The 19,488-nt window shown below is 73.0% G+C and carries 22 protein-coding genes; 6 read left to right on the forward strand and 16 right to left on the reverse strand.

Features of this window, described 5'->3' with window-relative positions; translation table 11 throughout:
- Nucleotides 1–11 precede the first annotated feature (11 nt).
- Nucleotides 12–1,493: an anthranilate synthase component I gene (locus OIB37_RS10150; protein WP_330457219.1), complete on the reverse strand. Its 1,482-nt coding sequence runs from the start codon at nt 1,491–1,493 to the stop codon at nt 12–14.
- 11 nt (nt 1,494–1,504) lie between these two features.
- Nucleotides 1,505–1,906 (reverse strand): phosphoribosyl-AMP cyclohydrolase, encoded by a 402-nt coding sequence (hisI, locus tag OIB37_RS10155; protein ID WP_330457220.1) that lies wholly within the window; start codon nt 1,904–1,906, stop codon nt 1,505–1,507.
- An 82-nt stretch (nt 1,907–1,988) separates the two neighbouring features.
- Between hisI and OIB37_RS10160 the strand changes: the two genes are divergently transcribed.
- A complete protein-coding gene (locus tag OIB37_RS10160) occupies nt 1,989–2,624 on the forward strand; it encodes a TIGR03085 family metal-binding protein (protein WP_330457221.1) in 636 nt (211 codons plus the stop codon).
- A gap of 19 nt (nt 2,625–2,643) precedes the next feature.
- Nucleotides 2,644–3,042, forward strand: coding sequence for a VOC family protein (locus OIB37_RS10165; protein WP_330457222.1), 399 nt, complete (start codon nt 2,644–2,646; stop codon nt 3,040–3,042).
- A gap of 83 nt (nt 3,043–3,125) precedes the next feature.
- Here the strand turns inward: OIB37_RS10165 and OIB37_RS10170 are convergent, their stop codons facing one another.
- The 10 genes from OIB37_RS10170 to hisD form a co-directional block, all read right to left on the reverse strand.
- Nucleotides 3,126–4,322, reverse strand: a complete 1,197-nt coding sequence (locus tag OIB37_RS10170) for an MFS transporter (protein WP_443058261.1) — start codon at nt 4,320–4,322, stop codon at nt 3,126–3,128.
- Nucleotides 4,323–4,426: 104 nt separating this feature from the next.
- A complete protein-coding gene (locus OIB37_RS10175) occupies nt 4,427–5,014 on the reverse strand; it encodes an ArsR/SmtB family transcription factor (protein ID WP_330457224.1) in 588 nt (195 codons plus the stop codon).
- A gap of 85 nt (nt 5,015–5,099) precedes the next feature.
- Nucleotides 5,100–5,855: an imidazole glycerol phosphate synthase subunit HisF gene (hisF, locus tag OIB37_RS10180; protein WP_330457225.1), complete on the reverse strand. Its 756-nt coding sequence runs from the start codon at nt 5,853–5,855 to the stop codon at nt 5,100–5,102.
- Entirely contained in the window at nt 5,852–6,247 is a 396-nt protein-coding gene (locus OIB37_RS10185) for a RidA family protein (RefSeq protein WP_330457226.1), read from the reverse strand. The genes hisF and OIB37_RS10185 overlap by 4 nt, the downstream gene beginning before the upstream one ends.
- On the reverse strand, nt 6,244–6,969 hold the full coding sequence (priA, locus tag OIB37_RS10190) for a bifunctional 1-(5-phosphoribosyl)-5-((5-phosphoribosylamino)methylideneamino)imidazole-4-carboxamide isomerase/phosphoribosylanthranilate isomerase PriA (protein WP_330457227.1): 726 nt from the start codon (nt 6,967–6,969) through the stop codon (nt 6,244–6,246). The genes OIB37_RS10185 and priA overlap by 4 nt, the downstream gene beginning before the upstream one ends.
- A gap of 3 nt (nt 6,970–6,972) precedes the next feature.
- Nucleotides 6,973–7,614: an imidazole glycerol phosphate synthase subunit HisH gene (hisH, locus tag OIB37_RS10195; RefSeq protein WP_330457228.1), complete on the reverse strand. Its 642-nt coding sequence runs from the start codon at nt 7,612–7,614 to the stop codon at nt 6,973–6,975.
- Nucleotides 7,611–7,775 (reverse strand): hypothetical protein, encoded by a 165-nt coding sequence (locus OIB37_RS10200; protein WP_330457229.1) that lies wholly within the window; start codon nt 7,773–7,775, stop codon nt 7,611–7,613. Before OIB37_RS10200 ends, hisH begins: the two co-directional genes overlap by 4 nt.
- 4 nt (nt 7,776–7,779) lie before the next feature.
- Nucleotides 7,780–8,373, reverse strand: a complete 594-nt coding sequence (gene hisB, locus OIB37_RS10205) for an imidazoleglycerol-phosphate dehydratase HisB (protein ID WP_330457230.1) — start codon at nt 8,371–8,373, stop codon at nt 7,780–7,782.
- A complete protein-coding gene (locus tag OIB37_RS10210) occupies nt 8,370–9,494 on the reverse strand; it encodes a histidinol-phosphate transaminase (RefSeq protein WP_443058135.1) in 1,125 nt (374 codons plus the stop codon). The genes hisB and OIB37_RS10210 overlap by 4 nt, the downstream gene beginning before the upstream one ends.
- Complete coding sequence (hisD, locus tag OIB37_RS10215; RefSeq protein ID WP_330457231.1) at nt 9,491–10,840, reverse strand: histidinol dehydrogenase; 1,350 nt, start codon at nt 10,838–10,840, stop codon at nt 9,491–9,493. The genes OIB37_RS10210 and hisD overlap by 4 nt, the downstream gene beginning before the upstream one ends.
- A 226-nt stretch (nt 10,841–11,066) precedes the next feature.
- On the opposite strand from hisD, the gene OIB37_RS10220 reads away from it, so the two are divergent.
- The 4 genes from OIB37_RS10220 to ybaK all read left to right on the forward strand — a co-directional run bounded on the left by OIB37_RS10220 (nt 11,067) and on the right by ybaK (nt 15,264).
- The gene (locus OIB37_RS10220; RefSeq protein WP_330457232.1) at nt 11,067–12,644 is read left to right on the forward strand and encodes an oxidoreductase; all 1,578 of its coding nucleotides are present in this window, start codon (nt 11,067–11,069) and stop codon (nt 12,642–12,644) included.
- A 234-nt stretch (nt 12,645–12,878) separates the two neighbouring features.
- Complete coding sequence (locus OIB37_RS10225) at nt 12,879–13,937, forward strand: hypothetical protein (RefSeq protein WP_330457233.1); 1,059 nt, start codon at nt 12,879–12,881, stop codon at nt 13,935–13,937.
- A gap of 11 nt (nt 13,938–13,948) precedes the next feature.
- Nucleotides 13,949–14,689: an LON peptidase substrate-binding domain-containing protein gene (locus OIB37_RS10230; protein ID WP_330457234.1), complete on the forward strand. Its 741-nt coding sequence runs from the start codon at nt 13,949–13,951 to the stop codon at nt 14,687–14,689.
- 23 nt (nt 14,690–14,712) lie between these two features.
- Nucleotides 14,713–15,264: a Cys-tRNA(Pro) deacylase gene (gene ybaK, locus OIB37_RS10235; protein WP_330457235.1), complete on the forward strand. Its 552-nt coding sequence runs from the start codon at nt 14,713–14,715 to the stop codon at nt 15,262–15,264.
- 90 nt (nt 15,265–15,354) lie between these two features.
- On the opposite strand, the gene OIB37_RS10240 is transcribed toward ybaK, so the two are convergent.
- The 4 genes from OIB37_RS10240 to OIB37_RS10255 form a co-directional block, all read right to left on the reverse strand.
- The gene (locus OIB37_RS10240; RefSeq protein ID WP_330457236.1) at nt 15,355–16,035 is read right to left on the reverse strand and encodes an AAA family ATPase; all 681 of its coding nucleotides are present in this window, start codon (nt 16,033–16,035) and stop codon (nt 15,355–15,357) included.
- 34 nt (nt 16,036–16,069) lie between these two features.
- Nucleotides 16,070–16,891, reverse strand: coding sequence for an ABC transporter permease (locus OIB37_RS10245; RefSeq protein WP_330457237.1), 822 nt, complete (start codon nt 16,889–16,891; stop codon nt 16,070–16,072).
- 214 nt (nt 16,892–17,105) lie between these two features.
- Nucleotides 17,106–18,119, reverse strand: coding sequence for an ABC transporter ATP-binding protein (locus tag OIB37_RS10250; protein WP_330457238.1), 1,014 nt, complete (start codon nt 18,117–18,119; stop codon nt 17,106–17,108).
- A 145-nt stretch (nt 18,120–18,264) separates the two neighbouring features.
- Nucleotides 18,265–19,482 carry an NYN domain-containing protein gene (locus OIB37_RS10255; protein ID WP_330457239.1) on the reverse strand — a complete coding sequence of 406 codons (1,218 nt, stop codon included), beginning with the start codon at nt 19,480–19,482 and terminating at the stop codon, nt 18,265–18,267.
- Nucleotides 19,483–19,488 lie beyond the last annotated feature (6 nt).

Here is a 19,488-nt window from a genome sequence, read left to right on the forward strand (position 1 = left end):
CCCGGATCCGCTCAGGCCCGTCCCAGCCGGTTGGCGGTGTGCACCGCCCGCAGCACGGCCGCCGCCTTGTTGCGGCACTCGTTGTCCTCCGCGACCGGATCGGAGTCGGCGACGATGCCGGCGCCGGCCTGGACGTAGGCGGTGCCGTCCCGGAGCAGGGCGGTGCGGATGGCGATGGCGGTGTCGGAGTCGCCGGCGAAGTCGAGGTAGCCGACGCACCCGCCGTACAGGCCGCGGCGGGAGGGCTCGAGTTCGTCGATGATCTGCATCGCGCGGGGCTTGGGGGCGCCGGAGAGGGTGCCCGCCGGGAAGCACGCGGTGAGCACGTCGAAGGCGGTGCGGCCCTCGGACACCTTGCCGGTCACCGTGGAGACGATGTGCATGACGTGCGAGTAGCGCTCGATCGACATGAAGTCGACGACCTCCACCGAGCCGGGTTCGCAGACCCGTCCGAGGTCGTTGCGGCCGAGGTCGACGAGCATCAGGTGCTCGGCACGCTCCTTGGGGTCGGCGAGCAGTTCCTCGCCGAGCGCCTGGTCCTCCTGCAGGGTGGCGCCGCGGTGCCGGGTGCCGGCGATGGGGTGGACCATCGCGCGCCCGTCCTCGACCTTCACCAGCGCCTCGGGCGAGGAGCCGACGACGTCGAAGCCGTCGAAGCGGAACAGGTACATGTACGGCGAGGGGTTGGTGGCCCTGAGGACCCGGTAGACGTCCAGCGCGCTCGCCGTGACCGGGGTCTCGAAGCGCTGGGAGGGCACGACCTGGAAGGCCTCGCCCGCGCGGATGCGCTCCTTGACGTCCTCGACGGCTTCCTGGAAGTCGGGGCCGCCCCACAGCGCGGTGTACTCGGGCAGTTCGGAGGGCGGCAGGACAGCCGGAGGCTGGGCGACCGGCCGGGCCAGGTCGGCCTCCATGGCGTCCAGGCGGGCGACGGCGTCGGCGTAGGCGTCGTCGATGCCGGTGTCGAGGTCGTTGTGGTTGATCGCGTTGGCGATCAGCAGGACCGAGCCCTCCCAGTGGTCCATCACGGCGAGGTCGCTGGTGAGGAGCATGGTCAGCTCGGGCAGCTTCAGGTCGTCGCGCTCGCCGGGGCCGATCTTCTCCAGGCGGCGGACGATGTCGTAGCCGAGGTAGCCGACCATGCCGCCGGTGAAGGGCGGCATGCCCTCCTGGTGCGGGGTGTGCAGGGCCTGGAGGGTGGCGCGCAGGGCGGCGAGCGGGTCGCCGTCGACGGGGACGCCGACCGGCGGGGTACCGAGCCAGTGCGCCTGTCCGTCGCGCTCCGTCAGTGTCCCGGCGGACCGGACACCGACGAAGGAGTAGCGGGACCAGGATCGGCCGTTCTCGGCGGATTCCAGCAGGAATGTTCCGGTTCGCTCGGCGGCGAGCTTGCGGTAGAGGGCGACCGGGGTGTCGCCGTCGGCGAGGAGCTTGCGGGTGACCGGGACGACACGCCGGTCGGTGGCGAGCTTGCGGAAGGTCTCGAGATCCATGGCGGCAGACCTTACTGATCCGAGGCGGGCGTGCCGGAGACGTCGTCCCTCAGCAGGACGTCGGCGTCGAAGCAGGTGCGGTCGCCGGTGTGGCAGGCGGCGCCCACCTGGTCCACCCGGACCAGCAGTGTGTCGGCGTCGCAGTCCAGGGCGACGGACTTGACCCACTGGTAGTGGCCGGAGGTGTCGCCCTTGACCCAGTACTCCTGCCGGCTGCGGGACCAGTACGTGCAGCGGCCGGTGGTCAGGGTGCGGTGCAGCGCCTCGTCGTCCATCCAGCCGAGCATCAGCACCTCGCCGGTGTCGTACTGCTGGGCGACGGCGGGGACGAGGCCGTCGGCGTCGCGCTTGAGGCGGGCGGCGATCGCTGGATCGAGGCTGGTGGGGCGGGGGCCGCCGGTCGTACTGGTCATGGGTGCCATTGTGCCGCCTGGCACGGACAGTCACTGCGCGTGTCCGGTGGGCAGGCGTTTTGTATGGTCGTACGCTGGCTCCATGTCGACCTTCGCCAAGCGTGAACGGCTGCTGCTCGCCGACCTTTTGGAAACCGTCGGACCGGATGCCCCGACACTGTGCGAGGGGTGGCGGGCCCGGGATCTGGCCGCGCACGTGGTGGTGCGCGAGCGGCGCCCGGACGCGGCCGGGGGCCTTGTCATCAAGCAGCTCGCGCCGCGCCTGGAGCGGGTGACGGCTGAGTACGCGGCGAAGCCGTACGAGGAGCTGCTCCAGCTGATCCGCACGGGGCCGCCGCGGTTCTCGCCGTTCGCGCTGAAGCAGGTCGACGAGGCGGCGAACACGGTCGAGTTCTACGTCCACACCGAGGACGTCCGCCGCGCGCAGCCCGACTGGAGCCCGCGCGAGCTGGACCCGGTGTTCCAGGACACGCTGTGGTCGAACCTGGAGCGTTCGGCCCGGCTGATGGACCGGGGCGCGCCGACCGGCCTGGTGCTGCGCTGCCCGGACGGCCGGACGACGGTGGCGCACCGGGGCACTCCGGTGGTCACGGTGACCGGTGAGCCCTCGGAGCTGCTGATGTTCGCGTACGGCCGGCAGGGTGTCGCCGCCGTGGCCCTGGAGGGGGACGCGGACGCGATCGAGAAGGTGCACGAGTCCAGGCAGCTGGGCATCTGAGACCGGGGGCGCCGCCGCCATGATCAAGGTCGCGATGACGCACGTGTACGTGGAGGACGTGGCGAAGGCGCACGCCTTCTACACCGAGGTCCTGGGGTTCGAGACCCGGCTGCACATGGACCTCGGCGACGGCGCGCTCTTCGTCACGGTCGGCGCGCCCCACGGGGCCCAGCGGGATGTGCAGTTACTGCTGGAGCCGGGCCGCAACCCCATCGCCGACCCGTACCGCACGGCGCTGTACGACGCCGGGATCCCCTGCATCGTGTTCTCCGTGACCGACCTGCCGGCGGAGTACGACCGCCTGCGCGCCCTGGGCGTCCGCTTCACGCATCCGCCGCAGGAGCAGGGGCCGGTACTGGCGGCGGTGTTCGACGACACGGTCGGCAACCTGGTGCAGCTGACAGAGCCGCTGGGCTGAACACCGGCGGCCGGGCGGGGAGTCCGGGACAGCCGCCGGGCCGGGCCCGTACGATCCGTCAGGCCGGGTCCCCGTGCGGTCCGTCAGGCCGGGAGTTCCGCGCGGCGCAGGGCCGGGAAGCAGAGGAAGACGACTCCGCCGAGCCCGCAGACGGCCGCGCTGACCAGGTAGACCGGGCCGAGGCCCCAGGCGCCGATCGCGGCGGCGGCGAACGGCATGCTCAGCGGGGCGAAGCCGAGGCTGACCAGGCTGGCGACGGAGGTGACCCGGCCGAGGTAGGAGGGGTCGCCCTGGGTCTGGAGCAGGGCGCCGCACATGGCGCCGCTGAGCCCGCTGACCAGCCCGATGAGCAGGGCGATGCCGACGGCGACGGGGAGGCTGGAGGCCTGGCCGAGGGAGCCCACGGCGACGGCGCCGGCGGTGCAGGCGCACCCGGCCACCAGTCCGGCGCGCGGCAGGCGGCCCCGCACGGTCAGCAGCAGCGAGACCGTGGCCGCGCCGACCCCGAACCCGGCGAGCACCCAGCCCATCCCGGAGGCTCCCCAGCCGCGGCGGTCGGCGAGCAGGGTCAGGCCGACGTTGAGGGGGCCGACGAAGCCGAGGTCGCCGAGGGCTATGGCCAGCATCAGCGGGGCGAGGACGCGGTGGCCGCGGATGTAGGCGAGTCCGGCCTTGAGGTCCTGCCAGGCGCCCGCGGAGACCTTCTCGGAAACCCGCTCCGAGACCTGCTCGGAGTCGGAGCCCTCCTCGGAGACCTGCTCGCCGGGCAGCTCCCGCATCCGTACGGAGATCAGCAGCGGCACCGACACCGCGATGAGCAGCCCGGCCAGGCCGAACGCGGCCGCCGCGCCGCCGACCGCCACACCGAGTCCACCGAGCGGGGCGCCGACCACACTGGCGAAGCGGATGGCGAGGCCCCGCATGCCCTGGACCCGGGTGAGCTGGTCCCGGCCGGTGATCCGGGCGGGCAGCGCGCCCACCGCGGGCATGAACACGGCGTCGACGGTGCCGAAGAGCAGCGCCAGCAGCGCGAGCGGCCACAGCCCGGGGCTGGTGAGGAAGAGCAGGGCGGCCACCGCGAGCACCGCCGCGCAGCGCACGGCGTCGCTGCCTATGACGACCCGGCGCGGGCCGAAGCGGTCGGCGATCACGCCTCCGCCCAGCATCAGCACGGCCCTCGGCAGCGCGCTGACCGACATCACGAGCCCGGCCTGGGCGGGGGTGCCCGCCTGGACGGCGGCCCAGGACAGGGCGAGGTAGTAGACGTTGTCGCCGAGCATCGAGGAGGTGTAGGCACCCAGCCAGCGCAGGACGTTGGGGTCGCGGTGGGCGTGCCGCTGCGCGACGGGTACGGCGGTGACGGTGGTCAAGTCAGCAGTCCTTCTCAGACACGGAACGGGAAGCCGTACGCATGCAGCGCGACGTTCTCGCGCCCTTCGGTGTCGCCGGCGGCCTCGGCACGCCGGCCCTTCTCGTCGTACTTCCTCGCCAGAGCGATCAGTTCCTCACGCAGCTCGCCCAGTTCGGCCGCGGTGAGGCGCAGCAGGGACTCGGTGTCCGGTGCGGCGGCGTTCCACTCGGCGCCCCAGGTGGCGCGCTCGTCGAGGTAGCGGCGGTGCATGTCGGCGCGCTGTTCGTGGAAGAGCCGGGTCGCCGCCAGGTGCGCGGCCGCCTTCTCGGGAGCGTCCCGGAAGTCCTCGCCGCGGATGCTGACCCCCTGCGAGGAGGGCTGCCACCAGCGTTCCCGGCCGTCGGCGCTCTGCGCCTCGGCCTCTTCGATCAGGCCGTGCGAGGCGAGCTTGCGCAGGTGGTAACTGACCAGCGAGACGGCCTCGTCGACCTGGTCGGCCAGGTGCGAGGCGGTCGCCTCGCCACCCACGCAGAGGGCTCGGTACAGCCTCATGCGCAGCGGGTGTGCGAGCGCCTTCAGTGTGCCCACATCGGTGATGGGACGGTTCCCCCCGGATGTCATGAACCGAACACTAGACAGGAAAGGAAAGTTGCACAACAAATCTTGCGCAACTTTCCTTTCGCATCTGTCGCGGCTCGGTGCGAGGTCACCGCACCGGGTGCCCCGCCTCCCGCAGCGTCCGCTTCACGTCGCCGATGCGCAGGTCGCCGAAGTGGAAGACGGAGGCGGCCAGCACCGCGTCCGCGCCGGCGTCGACGGCCGGCGGGAAGTCGGTCAGCCGGCCCGCGCCGCCGGAGGCGATCACCGGCACGGACACGTGCTTGCGGACGGCGGCGATCATCTCCAGGTCGTAGCCGTCCTTGGTGCCGTCGGCGTCCATGGAGTTCAGCAGGATCTCCCCGGCGCCCAGCTCGGCGGCGCGGTGCGCCCACTCCACGGCGTCGATGCCGGTGCCCTTGCGGCCGCCGTGGGTCGTCACCTCGAACGAACCCGACGCCGTGCGGCGCGCGTCCACCGACAGCACCAGCACCTGCCGGCCGAAGCGCTCGGCGATCTCCTGGATCAGCTCCGGGCGGGCGATGGCCGCGGTGTTCACGCCGACCTTGTCGGCGCCCGCGCGCAGCAGCTTGTCCACGTCCTCGGCCGTGCGGACGCCGCCGCCGACCGTGAGCGGGATGAACACCTGCTCGGCGGTGCGCCGCACCACGTCGTAGGTCGTCTCCCGGTTGCCCGAGGACGCGGTGATGTCCAGGAAGGTCAGCTCGTCGGCGCCCTCGGCGTCGTACACCTTGGCCATCTCGACGGGGTCGCCCGCGTCGCGCAGGTTCTGGAAGTTGACGCCCTTGACGACCCGGCCGTTGTCCACGTCCAGGCAGGGGATGACTCGTACGGCCAGGGTCATGCGGGAACTCCTCGGAACGCCTCCACCTCGATCTCGACGACCAGGCTGGGGTCCACGAAACCGGAGACGATGATCATGGTTGCGGCGGGCCGGACGGTGTCGAACAGCTCCTTGTGGGCGCGCCCGACCTCGTCTACGTCCCGCGCATGGGTGATGTACATGCGGGTGCGCACGACGTCGTCACGGCCGAGCCCCAGCCGCTCCAGCGCGGCCAGGGCGACATTGAAGGCGTTGACCGCCTGCTCGTACGGGCCGCCCCCGGCGATCTGCCCGTCCACGATGGACGTGCATCCCGAGACCAGCACCAGGCCGCTGGGCAGTTCCACCGCACGGGAGTAGCCGAACTGCTCCTCCCAGGGCGCACCCGTGCTCACACGTCGTACGTCGCTCACCGGGCCACAGCCTCCAGTGCCTCTTCCAGCGTGAACGCCTTGGCGTACAGGGCCTTGCCGACGATGGAGCCCTCCACACCGAGGGGTACCAGGTCGGCGATGGCCCGGAGGTCGTCCAGCGACGACACGCCGCCGGACGCCACGACCGGCCGGTCGGTGACGGCGCAGACGCCCCGCAGCAGCTCCAGGTTGGGGCCCTGGAGGGTGCCGTCCTTGGCGATGTCGGTGACGACGTAGCGGGCGCAGCCCTCCTTGTCGAGGCGCGCCAGCGTCTCGTAGAGGTCGCCGCCGTCGCGGGTCCAGCCGCGGCCGCGCAGGGTGGTGCCGCGCACGTCCAGGCCGACCGCGATCTTGTCGCCGTGCTCGGCGATGACCTTGGCGACCCACTCCGGGGTCTCCAGGGCGGCGGTGCCGAGGTTGACGCGGGTGCAGCCGGTGGCCAGGGCGGCGGCGAGCGTGTCGTCGTCGCGAATGCCGCCGGACAGCTCCACCTTGATGTCCATCGCCCCGGCCACCTCGGCGATCAGGTCCCGGTTGTCACCGGTGCCGAACGCGGCGTCCAGGTCGACCAGGTGCAGCCATTCGGCGCCGGCGCGCTGCCAGGCGAGAGCGGCCTCCAGCGGGGAGCCGTACGACGTCTCGCTCCCGGACTCGCCGTGCACGAGGCGGACGGCCTGGCCGTCGCGGACGTCGACGGCGGGGAGCAGTTCGAGCTTGGCCATGGTCTACAGGGTTCCGATCCAGTTGGTGAGGAGCTGGGCGCCGGCGTCGCCGGACTTCTCGGGGTGGAACTGGGTGGCCGACAGGGCACCGTTCTCCACCGCGGCCACGAAGGGCCCGCCGTAGGTCGACCAGGTCACCTTCGGCGGCACCATGGCGGCGTTGAGCTGCTCGAAGGTCCAGTCCTGCACGGCGTAGGAGTGCACGAAGTAGAAGCGGTCGTCCGGGTCGAGGCCGGCGAACAGTTCCGAGTCGGCCGGGGCGTCCACGGTGTTCCAGCCCATGTGCGGGACGACGGGGGCGTCGAGCGGGCCGACCGTGCCGGGCCACTCGTCCAGGCCCTCGGTCTCCACGCCGTGCTCGATGCCGCGTGCGAAGAGGATCTGCATGCCGACGCAGATGCCCATCACAGGCCGTCCGCCGGACAGCCGGCGGTCCACGACCCAGTCGCCGCGGGCGGCGCGCAGGCCCTCCATGCAGGCGGCGAACGCGCCCACGCCCGGCACCAGCAGGCCGTCGGCGTTCATCGCCTTGTCGAAGTCACGGGTGATCTCGACGTCGGCCCCCACGCGCGCGAGGGCGCGTTCGGCGGAGCGGACGTTGCCGAAGCCGTAGTCGAAGACCACGACCTTCTTGGGGTCGCTCAACTCCACACCCCCAGCCGCATGACGCCCGCGACCAGACACATGCCGGCGCCGATGGAGAGCAGGACGACGAGGCTCCTCGGCATGTCCTGCTTGACGAAGGAGATGATGCCGCCGACGAGGAAGAGGCCGACGACGATCAGGACGGTGGACAGACCGGTCATGGGTTTACAGCGCGCCCTTCGTGGACGGGAGGATGCCGACGGCGCGCGGGTCGCGCTCGCTGGCATAGCGCAGCGCCCGGGCGAGCGCCTTGAACTGGCATTCCACGATGTGGTGCGCGTTGCGCCCGTAGGGGACGTGCACGTGCAGCGCGATCTGCGCCTGGGCGACGAAGGACTCCAGGATGTGCCGGGTCATCGTGGTGTCGTACTCGCCGATCATCGGCGCCATCTTCTCGGGCTCGGTGTGCACGAGGTAGGGGCGGCCGGAGAGGTCGACGGTGACCTGGGCGAGGGACTCGTCCAGCGGGACCGTGCAGTTGCCGAAGCGGTAGATGCCCACCTTGTCGCCGAGCGCCTGCTTGAAGGCGGCGCCGAGCGCGAGGGCGGTGTCCTCGATGGTGTGGTGGGAGTCGATGTGCAGGTCGCCGTCGGTCTTCACGGTGAGGTCGAACAGACCGTGCCGGCCGAGCTGGTCGAGCATGTGGTCGTAGAAGCCGACGCCGGTGGCGATGTCGGTCTTGCCGGTGCCGTCGAGGTCGATCTCGACCAGGACCGAGGTCTCCTTGGTGGTGCGCTCCACGCGCCCTACGCGGTTCATGCGTCAAGCTCCTTCTTCAGTTCGCGTACCGCGTCCAGGAACGCGTCGTTCTCCTCGGGGGTTCCGGCGGACACCCGCAGCCGTCCGGGCACGCCGTTGTCCCGGACCAGCACGCCCCGGTCGAGGATCCGCTGCCAGGCCGCGTGGGAGTCCTCGAACCGTCCGAACTGGACGAAGTTCGCGTCGGACTCGGTGACGTCGTAGCCGATCGCGCGCAGCTCGGTGACCAGCCGGTCCCGCTCCGCCTTCAGCTGCTCGACGTACTTCAGCAGCGTGTCGGTGTGCTCCAGGGCGGCCAGGGCGGTCGCCTGGGTGATCGCGGACAGGTGGTACGGCAGCCGTACGAGCTGGACGGCGTCCACGACCGCGGGGTCCGCGGCGAGGTAGCCCAGGCGCAGGCCGGCCGCGCCGAAGGCCTTAGACATGGTCCGCGAGATCACCAGATGCGGCCGGCCTTCGAGCAGCGGCAGCAGCGAGTCGCCGTGGCTGAACTCGACGTAGGCCTCGTCCACGATCACCATGGACGGCCCCGCCGCCTGGGCGGCGTCGTACAGCGCGAGGACCGTCTCGGGCGGGACCGCGTTGCCCGTGGGGTTGTTGGGGGTGGTGATGAAGACGACGTCGGGCCTGTTCTCGGCGATCGCCCGCTCGGCGGCGGCGAGGTCGATGGTGAAGTCCTCGCCGCGGGGGCCGGAGATCCAGCGCGTCCCCGTGCCGCGCGCGATGAGCGCGTGCATCGAGTACGACGGCTCGAAGCCGATGGCGCTGCGGCCCGGTCCGCCGAAGGTCTGCAGCAGCTGCTGGATGACCTCGTTGGAGCCGTTGGCCGCCCAGACGTTCTCGATGCCGAGCGGGTACTTGCCGGTCTTCGTCAGGTACTTGGCCAGCTCGGTGCGCAGCTGGACCGCGTCCCGGTCGGGGTAGCGGTTCAGGTCGCGGGCGGCCTCGCGCACCCGCTCCACGATCCGCTCGACCAGCGGTTCGGGCAGCGGGTAGGGGTTCTCGTTGGTGTTCAGCCGTACGGGGACGTCGAGCTGGGGCGCGCCGTAGGGGGACTTGCCGCGCAGCTCGTCGCGGATGGGGAGCTCGTCCCAGGGGGACAGGGAGGGGTTGCCGGTCACTTGCTCGTCGGTACCTTCCAGCCGCGCTTCCATGGTTCGCCTTCGGCAAAACGTGCCTTGATCGCCGCGCCGTGCGCGGGCAGGTCCTCCGCCTCCGCCAGCGTGACCACGTGGTGCGCGACGTCGGCCAGCGCGTCCTTGGTGTAGTCGACGATGTGGATGCCCCGCAGGAAGGACTGCACGGACAGGCCCGAGGAGTGGCACGCGCAGCCGCCGGTGGGCAGCACGTGGTTGGATCCGGCCGCGTAGTCGCCCAGCGAGACGGGCGCCCAGGGGCCGACGAAGATCGCGCCCGCGTTCTTCACGCGGTCGGCTACGGCGGCGGCGTCGGCGGTCTGGATCTCCAGGTGCTCGGCGCCGTACGCGTCGACGACCCTGAGGCCCTCGTCGATGCCGTCCACGAGGACGATCGCGGACTGCTTGCCGGCCAGCGCCGGGCGGACGCGGTCCTCGATGTGCTTGGTGGCCGCGACCTGCGGCTCCAGTTCCTTCTCCACCGAGTCGGCCAGTTCGGCCGAGTCGGTGACGAGGACGGCCGCCGCGAGCGGGTCGTGCTCGGCCTGGCTGATCAGGTCGGCGGCGATGTGCACCGGGTCGGCGGTGTCGTCGGCGAGGACCGCGATCTCGGTGGGGCCGGCCTCGGCGTCGATGCCGATCTTGCCGGTGAAGTAGCGCTTGGCGGCGGCCACCCAGATGTTGCCGGGGCCGGTGACCATGTTCACGGGCGGGCAGGACTCGGTGCCGTGGGCGAACATCGCGACGGCAGTGGCGCCGCCGGCCGCGTAGACCTCGTCCACGCCGAGCAGGGCGCACGCGGCGAGGATCGTCGGGTGCGGCAGCCCACCGAACTCGGCCTGCGCCGGGGAGGCGAGGGCGATCGACTCGACGCCGGCCTCCTGCGCGGGCACCACGTTCATGATCACGGACGAGGGGTAGACCGAACGGCCGCCGGGCGCGTACAGCCCGACCCGTTCGACCGGCACCCACTTCTCGGTCACCGAGCCGCCGGGTACGACCTGGGTGGTGTGCGTGGTGCGGCGCTGCTCGCGGTGGACGAGGCGGGCCCGGCGGATGGACTCCTCCAAGGCGGCGCGGACGGCCGGGTCCAGGGTCTCCAGCGCGTCGGTGAGCGCCTGCGCCGGGACACGGACGGATTCCAGCCGTACCCCGTCGAACTTCTCCGCGAAGTCGATCAGTGCCGCGTCGCCACGATGATGCACGGCCTCGCAGATCGGACGCACCTTCTCCAGGGCGGCCGAGACGTCGAAGTCGGCTCGGGGCAGCAGGTCGCGCAGGGCGGGGCCCTCGGGGAGGGCGTCGCCGCGCAGATCGATTCGGGAGATCACAGTCCCAATTCTCTCAGACCGGCACCGGGACCCGTCCGCGCGTATCAATGGCTGATACAGAGCGTGGGACAACGGACGCTACAGAGAGTGGCCAAAACCCGGAAGATCGCCTTCACATCTTGTGTTGCGAGTGTCACTCAGCGGGCATGACCGGCTGTGACGGAAGACGTGACTCGCGAGTAGCCGAGTCGCGAGTATCCGAAGGGTCGAGAGAGAAGGAACTGCGGTGACCGAGGAAACCGGCCTTCACGCCGGGGACCTGCCGGACGACCTGACCGCGGCCGAGGCGGGCATGTGGCAGGCCTTCCGCAACGGCAGCGTGTACGACCTGAGCAGCGGGGACCGGGTCGTGGACGATCCGCACGGCGGGCACCCCTGGGGGCCCGGGCGAAGTGTCCGGGCCCGTGTCGTCTGCTGGCTGCTGCTGGACGGGCCGCCCGCGCTCGCGGGCCGGGTGCCTGCGCTGAAGCTGGCCGGCGTGCGGATCACCGGCACGCTGGACCTGGCCGGCGGCGCGGTCACGCCGTACGTGGAGCTGCGCGGCTGCCGCTTCGACGAGCAGGTCCTGGTGCCGGAGGCCCGCTTCACGACCCTGCGCCTGGTGGACTGCGCGGTGCCGCGCCTGGAGGCGGCCCGGGTGCACACGGAGGGTGACCTGCATCTGCCGCGCTGCCGCTTCCAGAACGGGGTACGGCTGACCGACGCGCACATCGGCACGGACCTGCTGCTCAACCAGGCGGTCGTGTACCGGGACCGCAGCGGTCGCTCGATCGCCGCGGACGGCCTGACCGTCGGCCAGGACCTGCAGGCGGAGCTGCTGGAGTCGCACGGCGAGCTGAGCCTGCGCAGCGCCAAGGTCGGGGTCTCGCTCAGCCTGCGCGGCGCGCGGCTGGCCAACCCCTACGCGCGCCTCGCCCTCAACGCCCCCCAGCTGACGGTGGGGCGCACCCTGTACCTGACCCCGGCCGGCGTGGGCAGCCCGCTGCTGAGCGGGACCACCCCCGCGCGCGGGACGCGGATCCAGCGCTTCGAGTGCCGGGGCGGGATGCGGCTGGACGACGGGCGGTTCGGGGACGCCGTCGACCTGGAGCGGGCCCGGTTCACGTTCTCGGACGACCAGGAGCTGTCCCTGCGCCGCATCCAGACCCCGGAGCTGCGCTTCCTCGGGGACCGGCCGCAGCGCGGCAAGGTCGTGCTGTCCGGGGCCCGGATCGTCAACCTGGTGGACCACGCGGGCAGCTGGCCGGAGCCCGGCAACCTGCACATGGGCGGCTTCGCGTACGAGAGCCTGGTGCCGCAGGGGCCGTTCCCGCTGACCCGGCGCCTGGACTGGATCGCGGCGGCCACCGCCGAGTACAACCCGGAGCCGTACGAGCGGCTGGCCGCCGTGCTGCGCGCGGCCGGGGAGGACGAGGACGCCCGCGAGGTACTGCTCGCCAAGCAGCGGCGGCGCCGCGAGACCCTGCCACTGGCCGCCAAGTTCTGGGGGTACGTGCAGGACTGGACGGTCGCCTACGGCTACCGGCCGGGGCGGGCCGCGGTGTGGATGGCGGTGCTGTGGGCGGCGGGCACGCTGGCGTTCGCGCACGCCGCCCATCCGCCGATGAACACCGGCGGCCATCCGAACTGGAGTCCGGGCCTGTTCACCCTGGACCTCCTGCTGCCGGTGATCGACCTGGGCCAGGTCGGCCAGTGGCAGCTGCGCGGGGGCTGGCAGTGGCTCGCGGCGACGATGGTCCTGCTCGGCTGGATACTCGCCACGACGGTGGCGGCGGGCGCGACCCGCCTGCTGCGGCGCGGGTGAGGCGAGGGCGGGGCGCGGCGGCGGGATGCCCCGTCCGGTCGCAAGTACCCCGTCCGGTCGCGAGTGTCCCGTCCGGCCGCGGGGCGGGTGTCACGTCTGATCGTCGATGCCCGACTGGTGGCTGCCGCCGGACATATTTGAACAATCAAGCTTTACGGTACCTTGACCACCGGCCGTACAACTTTCCACAACTTGCCCGGACCCTCTGGCGCACTCCCGACCTGCGGTCTTTCAATGGTCAACACCATGGCATTGCTGTCCGCGCTCCTCCGCACCGCCCGGATGACACGACGCGCCTCGCTCACCGCCGCGTCCACGCCCGCACCGGCCGACGACGAGGCCGTACTCGACGCGCCCGACGACCGGCTGGCCCCGGCGCTGGTCGCGGCCGCCCGCGGCGAGTACGCCGTCGCCTCCGCCCTGCTCGCCGCCACCCGCGCGGCGGCCGAGTGGGAGGACCGCGACCGGTACGTGGGACGTCTGGCCGCCTTCGCCCGGTCGCGCCCCGAGTGGTTCGACCGCTGGCACGCGGCCTCCCCGCACGACCCGGACGCGCTGCTCGTGGGGGCCCAGCTGGCGGTGGACCGCGCCTGGCCCTCCCCGGCCCGGACCGAGCTGCTGCGCGAGGTGAGCCCGCTGATCACGGCCGCCGCCCGCGCCGACGACCGGGACCCGGTGCCCTGGCGGATCGCGCTGGACCACGCGCGCGGCTCGCAGGCCGGCCACCGGTACTTCGAGGAGCTGTGGGAGGCGGCGGTCCGCCGCGCCCCGCACCACTACGGCTGCCATGTCGCCGCCCTGCGCTACCTGGCCACCTTCTGGCACGGCTCGCACCACGAGTGCTTCGACTTCGCCGAGCTGGCCGCGCAGGACGCCGCGCCCGCGTCACTCGTCCAGGCCCTGCCGGTCCGGGCGGCCTTCGGCTACCTGACGGACACCTGCGGTCCCGAGGTGCCGCGCGAGCGGCTGGACGCGGCGGCCGACCGGGCCGTGGCGCTCTCCGGCCGGCTCCCGGCGGCCGACCCCGGGCCCGCCGAGTTCCGCAACAAGCTGCTCTACGTCCTGCTGCGCCTGGAACGCTGGGAGGACGCCCGCGCCCAGCTGCCCCTGATAGGCCCCTACGCCACGTCCTTCCCCTGGAACCGGGTGTCCGAGGACCCGCTGGGCCTCTTCCTGCGGCTTCGCGAGGAGCTCCGGGCGGACGCCGCGGGGGCCGCCGTGACCCGGCTGCTGCCGACCTCGCCACGGCCCGGCAGCGAGCGCCGCGGGCGCGGTACCGCCCCCGACCATTAGGCTGGGGCGCCGTGACCACCGTCCATCTGCCCCTCTTCCCGCTGAACTCGGCGCTGTTCCCGGGCCTCGTGCTGCCCCTGAACATCTTCGAGGAGCGCTATCGCGCCATGATGCGCGAGCTCCTGAAGACCCCCGAGGACGAGCCCCGCCGCTTCGCCGTCGTGGCGATCCGTGACGGCCATGAGGTGGCGCCGAGCGCCCCGGGCATGCCGGACCTGACGGCACAGCCCGAGCAGGGCCCGGCCGCCGGTTTCGGCCCCGACCCCCGCAAGGCCTTCCACGGGGTGGGCTGCGTGGCGGACGCGGCGTCCATCCGGGAGCGCGCCGACGGCACGTTCGAGGTGCTGGCGACCGGGACGACGCGGGTACGGCTGGTGTCCGTGGACGCCTCGGGGCCGTTCCTGACGGCGGAGGTGGAGGAGCTGACGGAGGAGCCCGGCGACGAGGCGGGCACGCTCGCGGAGGGTGTCCTGCGCTCCTTCCGCCAGTACCAGAAGCGGCTCGCGGGCGCCCGCGAGCGTTCCCTGTCCACCGGCGCGGACCTGCCGGACGACCCCAGTGTGGTCTCCTACCTGGTCGCGGCGGCCATGGTCCTGGACACCCCGACCAAGCAGCGGCTGCTGCAGGCCCCGGACACCGCCTCCCGCCTGCGCGACGAGCTGAAACTCCTTCGCTCGGAGTCGTCCATCATCCGTAGCCTGCCGTCGGTGCCCGCGTTCGAACTGACGCGGACTCCGACCAGTCTCAACTGAGGGAACCGAGGCGGACACCCGCGATGGCGAAGAAGTCCAGCAAGAAGCAGCACGAGACAGGGGCGCGCGAAGCGCACGCGAACAAGGGTGGTGCGCGACGGGCGGGCGGCACGCCCGCGACCGTCGCCCTCACGGCGGCGGGCGTGGACTACACGGTGCACGCCTACGAGCACGACCCCGCCCACCCGTCCTACGGCGAGGAGGCCGCCGAGGCGATGGGCGTCTCCCCCGACCGCGTCTTCAAGACCCTCGTCGCCGACGTCGACGGCGCCCTGACGGTCGCGGTGGTCCCCGTCTCCGGCACCCTCGACCTCAAGGCCCTCGCCGCCGCGGTGGGCGGCAAGCGGGCCGCCATGGCCGACCCCGCCCTCGCCGAACGCACCACGGGCTACGTCCGCGGCGGCATCTCCCCCCTCGGCCAGCGCAAGAAGCTCCGCACCGTCCTCGACGACTCGGCCGACGCCCACCCCACGATCTGTGTCTCGGCGGGACGCCGGGGCCTGGAGGTCGAGGTGGCCCCGGAGGACCTGCGAAAGCTCACGGACGCGGTACTGGCCCCGATCGGCCGGGGCTGACACGGCGAGCCCCCGGTTCGCCGCCCGCGCGTCGCGGCAGGCGGATCCGGGGGCGGGTGGGCGAACGGGGCCCGAGGGCGAGCCCCGGGGTCAGGTCAGCGGTGCGCCGTAGCCGTCCTTGGACAGGGGATCGTGCGGGTACTCCTCGGGGTCCCGCGGCCCGAACATCGCCGTGAGCCCGAGATGCACCAGCAACCCGGCCAGCGGCCACGCCAGCAGCGCACCCTTGGCCCCCAGCTTCAGCGGCGCCGAGAAGGTGACCCCCTTGCCCACGGCCCTGGCGTGCGCGATCACGTCCGACGTGGGTCCCAGCCACACCCCGAGCCGCCACGCCAGCAGCGAGCCGAGCAGGCCGCCGACCCCCAGCGCCACGACCAGCGGCACGCCCCCGCGCCGCCGCCACAGAAACGCCCCCACCGCGCTGACGAGCCCGAAGGCCAGCCCCAGCAGGGTGAACGTTCCGTCCACGCCGGCCGACTGCTCGCCCTCGGAGTCCTTGAGGTACACGACCCAGCTCCGGTCGACCTCGTCCCCCACCAGCGGCACATGCGGCGCCAGCCACCACCACAGCAGCCCGAGCAGCAGCCCGGCCAGCGCCAGGCCGACCGTGATCACGGCGGCCTCACGCAGTTCGGTCTTCATCCCAGGGCCGTCCTGTCCGTAGCTGTCCGCTTCGTAACCGTCCGCGGCCTCCCCGGCAGGCGGAACCTGCCGGACCTGGTGCGCGGAGTCGTCGTGCGGCGGCGGGGGCGGCGTCAGCGGTGCGGTCACCCTGACATCGTGCCAGGTCGTGCCGCGCGCCGCGTCACCGGACGGCGGCCCTGCGGTACGCCCGGGTGGCCGCGGCCAGCGAGATCACCCCGACACCGGCGCAGACCCCCAGGTCACCGAGGACGGCGGCCCAGTCGGGGTGCGCCACGAAGGTCCGGGCGTACGCCTCCACGCCGTACGTCGAAGGCAGCAGATCCCGCGCCAGCCGGACGATCCCCGGCATCCGGTCGGCCGGCAGCACCCCCAGCAGCAGCGCCGCCGACATGCCCAGCTGCCCGAGCAGCGTGGCCAGTTCGGGCCGGGGCGCGAGCAGCCCGAAGGCGGCGCCGAGCCCGGACAGCGCGGCCCCGGCGAGCGGGATCACGGCCAGCAGGACCCACAGGTTGGTCAGCGGCAGACCGAACAGCACGCACCCGAAGACGGCGGTCACGAGGGTCCCCGGCACGGTGAAGGAGGCGTACGCCGCCGCCGCGCCCAGCACCACCGCCGCCGGGGGTACCGGGAGAGTGGCGTAGTGGTCGAGCCCGCCGCTGGCCCGCAGCTGCCCGAAGTACTGGGACAGCAGGTTCAGCGCGACGTACGCGACGACCAGCACCGAGGATCCGGCCACCACGGACCGGGCCTCGCCGCCGCTGTCGACGACGCCCCGCATCATCACGGAGATGCCGACGGACTGGAAGGTCGCCACGAACAGCAGCGGGATGCGCGACACCCGGGCCCGGGACAGCTGGGCCCGGTAGACGGCCACCAGGGACGGCCACAGCCGCGCGGGCGGCCCGAGTTCGGCCGCGACCCGGGCCTGCTCCGGCACGGTCCGGGCACCTTCCGGCACGACCTGCACGGATACGACACTCACGACGAGCTGCTCCTCTTCCCGACGGCAGCCGGGCCACCGTCGACCAGGGACCACGGGGACCACGGGTCCCGAACGCGCGGGGACCGAGGGGACCGGACGCGCGGGGACCGAGGGGACCGGACGCGCGGGGACCGAGGGGACCGGACGCGCGGGGACCGAGGGGACCGGACGCGCGGGGCCCACGAGGACCGTACGGATGCGGCGCACCACCCGTTCACGCCTTCACCAGCCCCTGCCGTGCCGCGCCGCCCAGCGCCAGGTAGACGTCCTCCAGGCTGGGCGTGGTGAGCGTGAAGTCGTCCAGGGCGGCGAACGCGGCCCCGCCGGTCACCGTGGCGACGGCGGCCCGTGCCTCCTCGGGCGCGAGCCGGAGCGTCCAGCGCCGGCCGGACTCCGCGGCCCGCTCGCGCAGGGCGGCGACCTCGGGCACCTCCAGCGGCGCCCGCTCCCGCCAGACCAGTTCCACCCGCACCTCGCCGGAGACCTGTTCCTTCAGTCCCGCCGGGGTGTCGCAGGCGATGACCCGGCCCTGGTCGAGGACGGCGACCCGGTCGAGGACCGTCTCGGCCTCGATGACGTTGTGGGTGACCAGCAGCACGGTCGTCCCGTGCTCGGCCCGCCTGCGGTCCACGGCCGCCCAGACCGCGCGCCGGGCCACCGGGTCCATGCCGGTGGTCGGCTCGTCCAGCACGAGCAGCGGACGCTGCCCGACGAGCGCGGCGGCGAAGCAGGCGAGCCGCCGCTGTCCGCCGGACAGCAGCCGCAGCGCCCGCCCGGCGATCGGCGTGAGCCCCAACTCCTCGAGTACGGCGTCCCGCTCGGCCCGCGCCCGGCGCACGTCCAGGCCGCGCAGGCGTCCGGTGGTCTCGGCGGCGAGCGCCACGGTCAGCTCGTCCAGGGCGGAGGACTCCTGGCCCAGGTAGGCCAGCAGCCGTGCGGCCCGCTCGGGATGGCGCACGATGTCGTGGCCGAGGATCTCGACGCTGCCGGAGTCCGGGCGCAGCAGCCCGGTGAGCTGGCGTACGAGGGTGGACTTGCCGGCGCCGTTCGGCCCGAGCAGCCCGAAGATCTCCCCGCGCCGCACCTCCAGCGCCACCTCGTCGGTGGCCCGCACGGCGGGTGTGCCCGGCGCGCCCCTCCGCTCCCTGACGGGCGGATAGGTCTTGGTGAGTCCGCGTACGCGTACGGCCTCACTCTGCCGAAGTGCCTGTCCCGCGCCCGTACTCACAAGGGACGAGGGTACGGGGTGCGAACCCTTTACTCGCCTTTGGGGCCGCTTCTCGTCCCGCACCCCGGAAACGGCCCGCGACGGGCACCCGCCGCACCGCCGGCCGGTGACGGCGGTACGGTCCGGGCCGGGGCGTTCTGCGGCCTCACTCCCCCGCCGAGACGTTCTCCGCGGCCGCCGGTACGTCGATCTCACGCCAGAACCCCGCCCGGATGGCGTAACGGTCGTGCTCGTCGATCTGGTCGTCCTTGTGGGCCAGCAGTCCGAAGCGCGCGGCGTACCGCAGCAGCTCGCCGTCGATGCGGTGCGGGATGCGCGGGTACATCGTGGACAGCCGCTGCACATGGGTCTGGTCGCCGAGCCGGGCGATCCAGCGGCGGGCGAAGACCTGCCCCACCTCGTAGGGGTCGCCGCCGACGGTGGTGATGTCCTCCTCGCGGTCGGCCCACCGTTGCTCGGCGGTGGTGAGCTGGGCCAGCGTCGGCATGGAGGCGACCTCGGGCGGCTCGGCGACCGCGCCGGGGCGGTCGACCCAGCCCTTGTCGGAGGACCAGCGCAGGGTCGCCGTCGCGGGGTGCTGGACGGCCGGCGCGCCGGGTGCGCGCAGTGCGGCGAGGTCCTTGGGGGTCGGTACGCCCTTGGACGCGGGCAGCCGCTCCGGGGCGCCGTCCTCGGCGGGTGCGGCCACCGGCCGCGGGCCCTCCTCGCCACCGCGCTCGGCGGCCGGGGCGAGCGAGGAGTCGGGCAGCGGCGCGGAGAGGATCGCCGCGATGTCGGGGCGGGTCACGGGCGGCGGCGCGCAGACGCCGGTCAGTTCCTTGGCGCGGACGGCCTGGGTGATCCAGGCCCGGTCCAGCACGCGCCGTTCGTCGGCCTCGGCGACCAGGTCCTCGGACTGGTTGTAGTCGCCGTCGGCGGCCTGTACAGCCCACAGGTGGACGGCGACGCCGTGCTCCTTGGCGGCCATCATGCCCGGCAGCAGGTCGCCGTCGCCGGTGACCAGGACGACGTCGGAGCAGGCGCGGTTGCGGGCCAGCTCGGTCAGCTCGGCGTGCATGGCGGCGTCCACGCCCTTCTGCGCCCAGCGTCCGTCGCTTCGCGTGAGGGCGCCGAGCCGGACGGTGACCCGGGGCATCACGCGCAGCCGGCGGTGCTCCGGCTGGGGGACGCGGTCGGGGGCGCCGTCGAACCAGTAGATGCGCAGCAGCGGGCGCTCGGTGTCCGACTCGGCGCGTTCGCGCAGGGCCTGGATCAGCGCGGCGTGGTCGACGGTGATCCGGGACCGCGAGGGCTCACCGGCGAGGAGGCTGGCGGCGGCCCCCAGCAGATATCCGGCGTCCACCAGGACGATGCAACGGTCCACGCGACT

This window comes from Streptomyces sp. NBC_00820, from assembly GCF_036347055.1.
GTDB lineage: Bacteria > Actinomycetota > Actinomycetes > Streptomycetales > Streptomycetaceae > Streptomyces.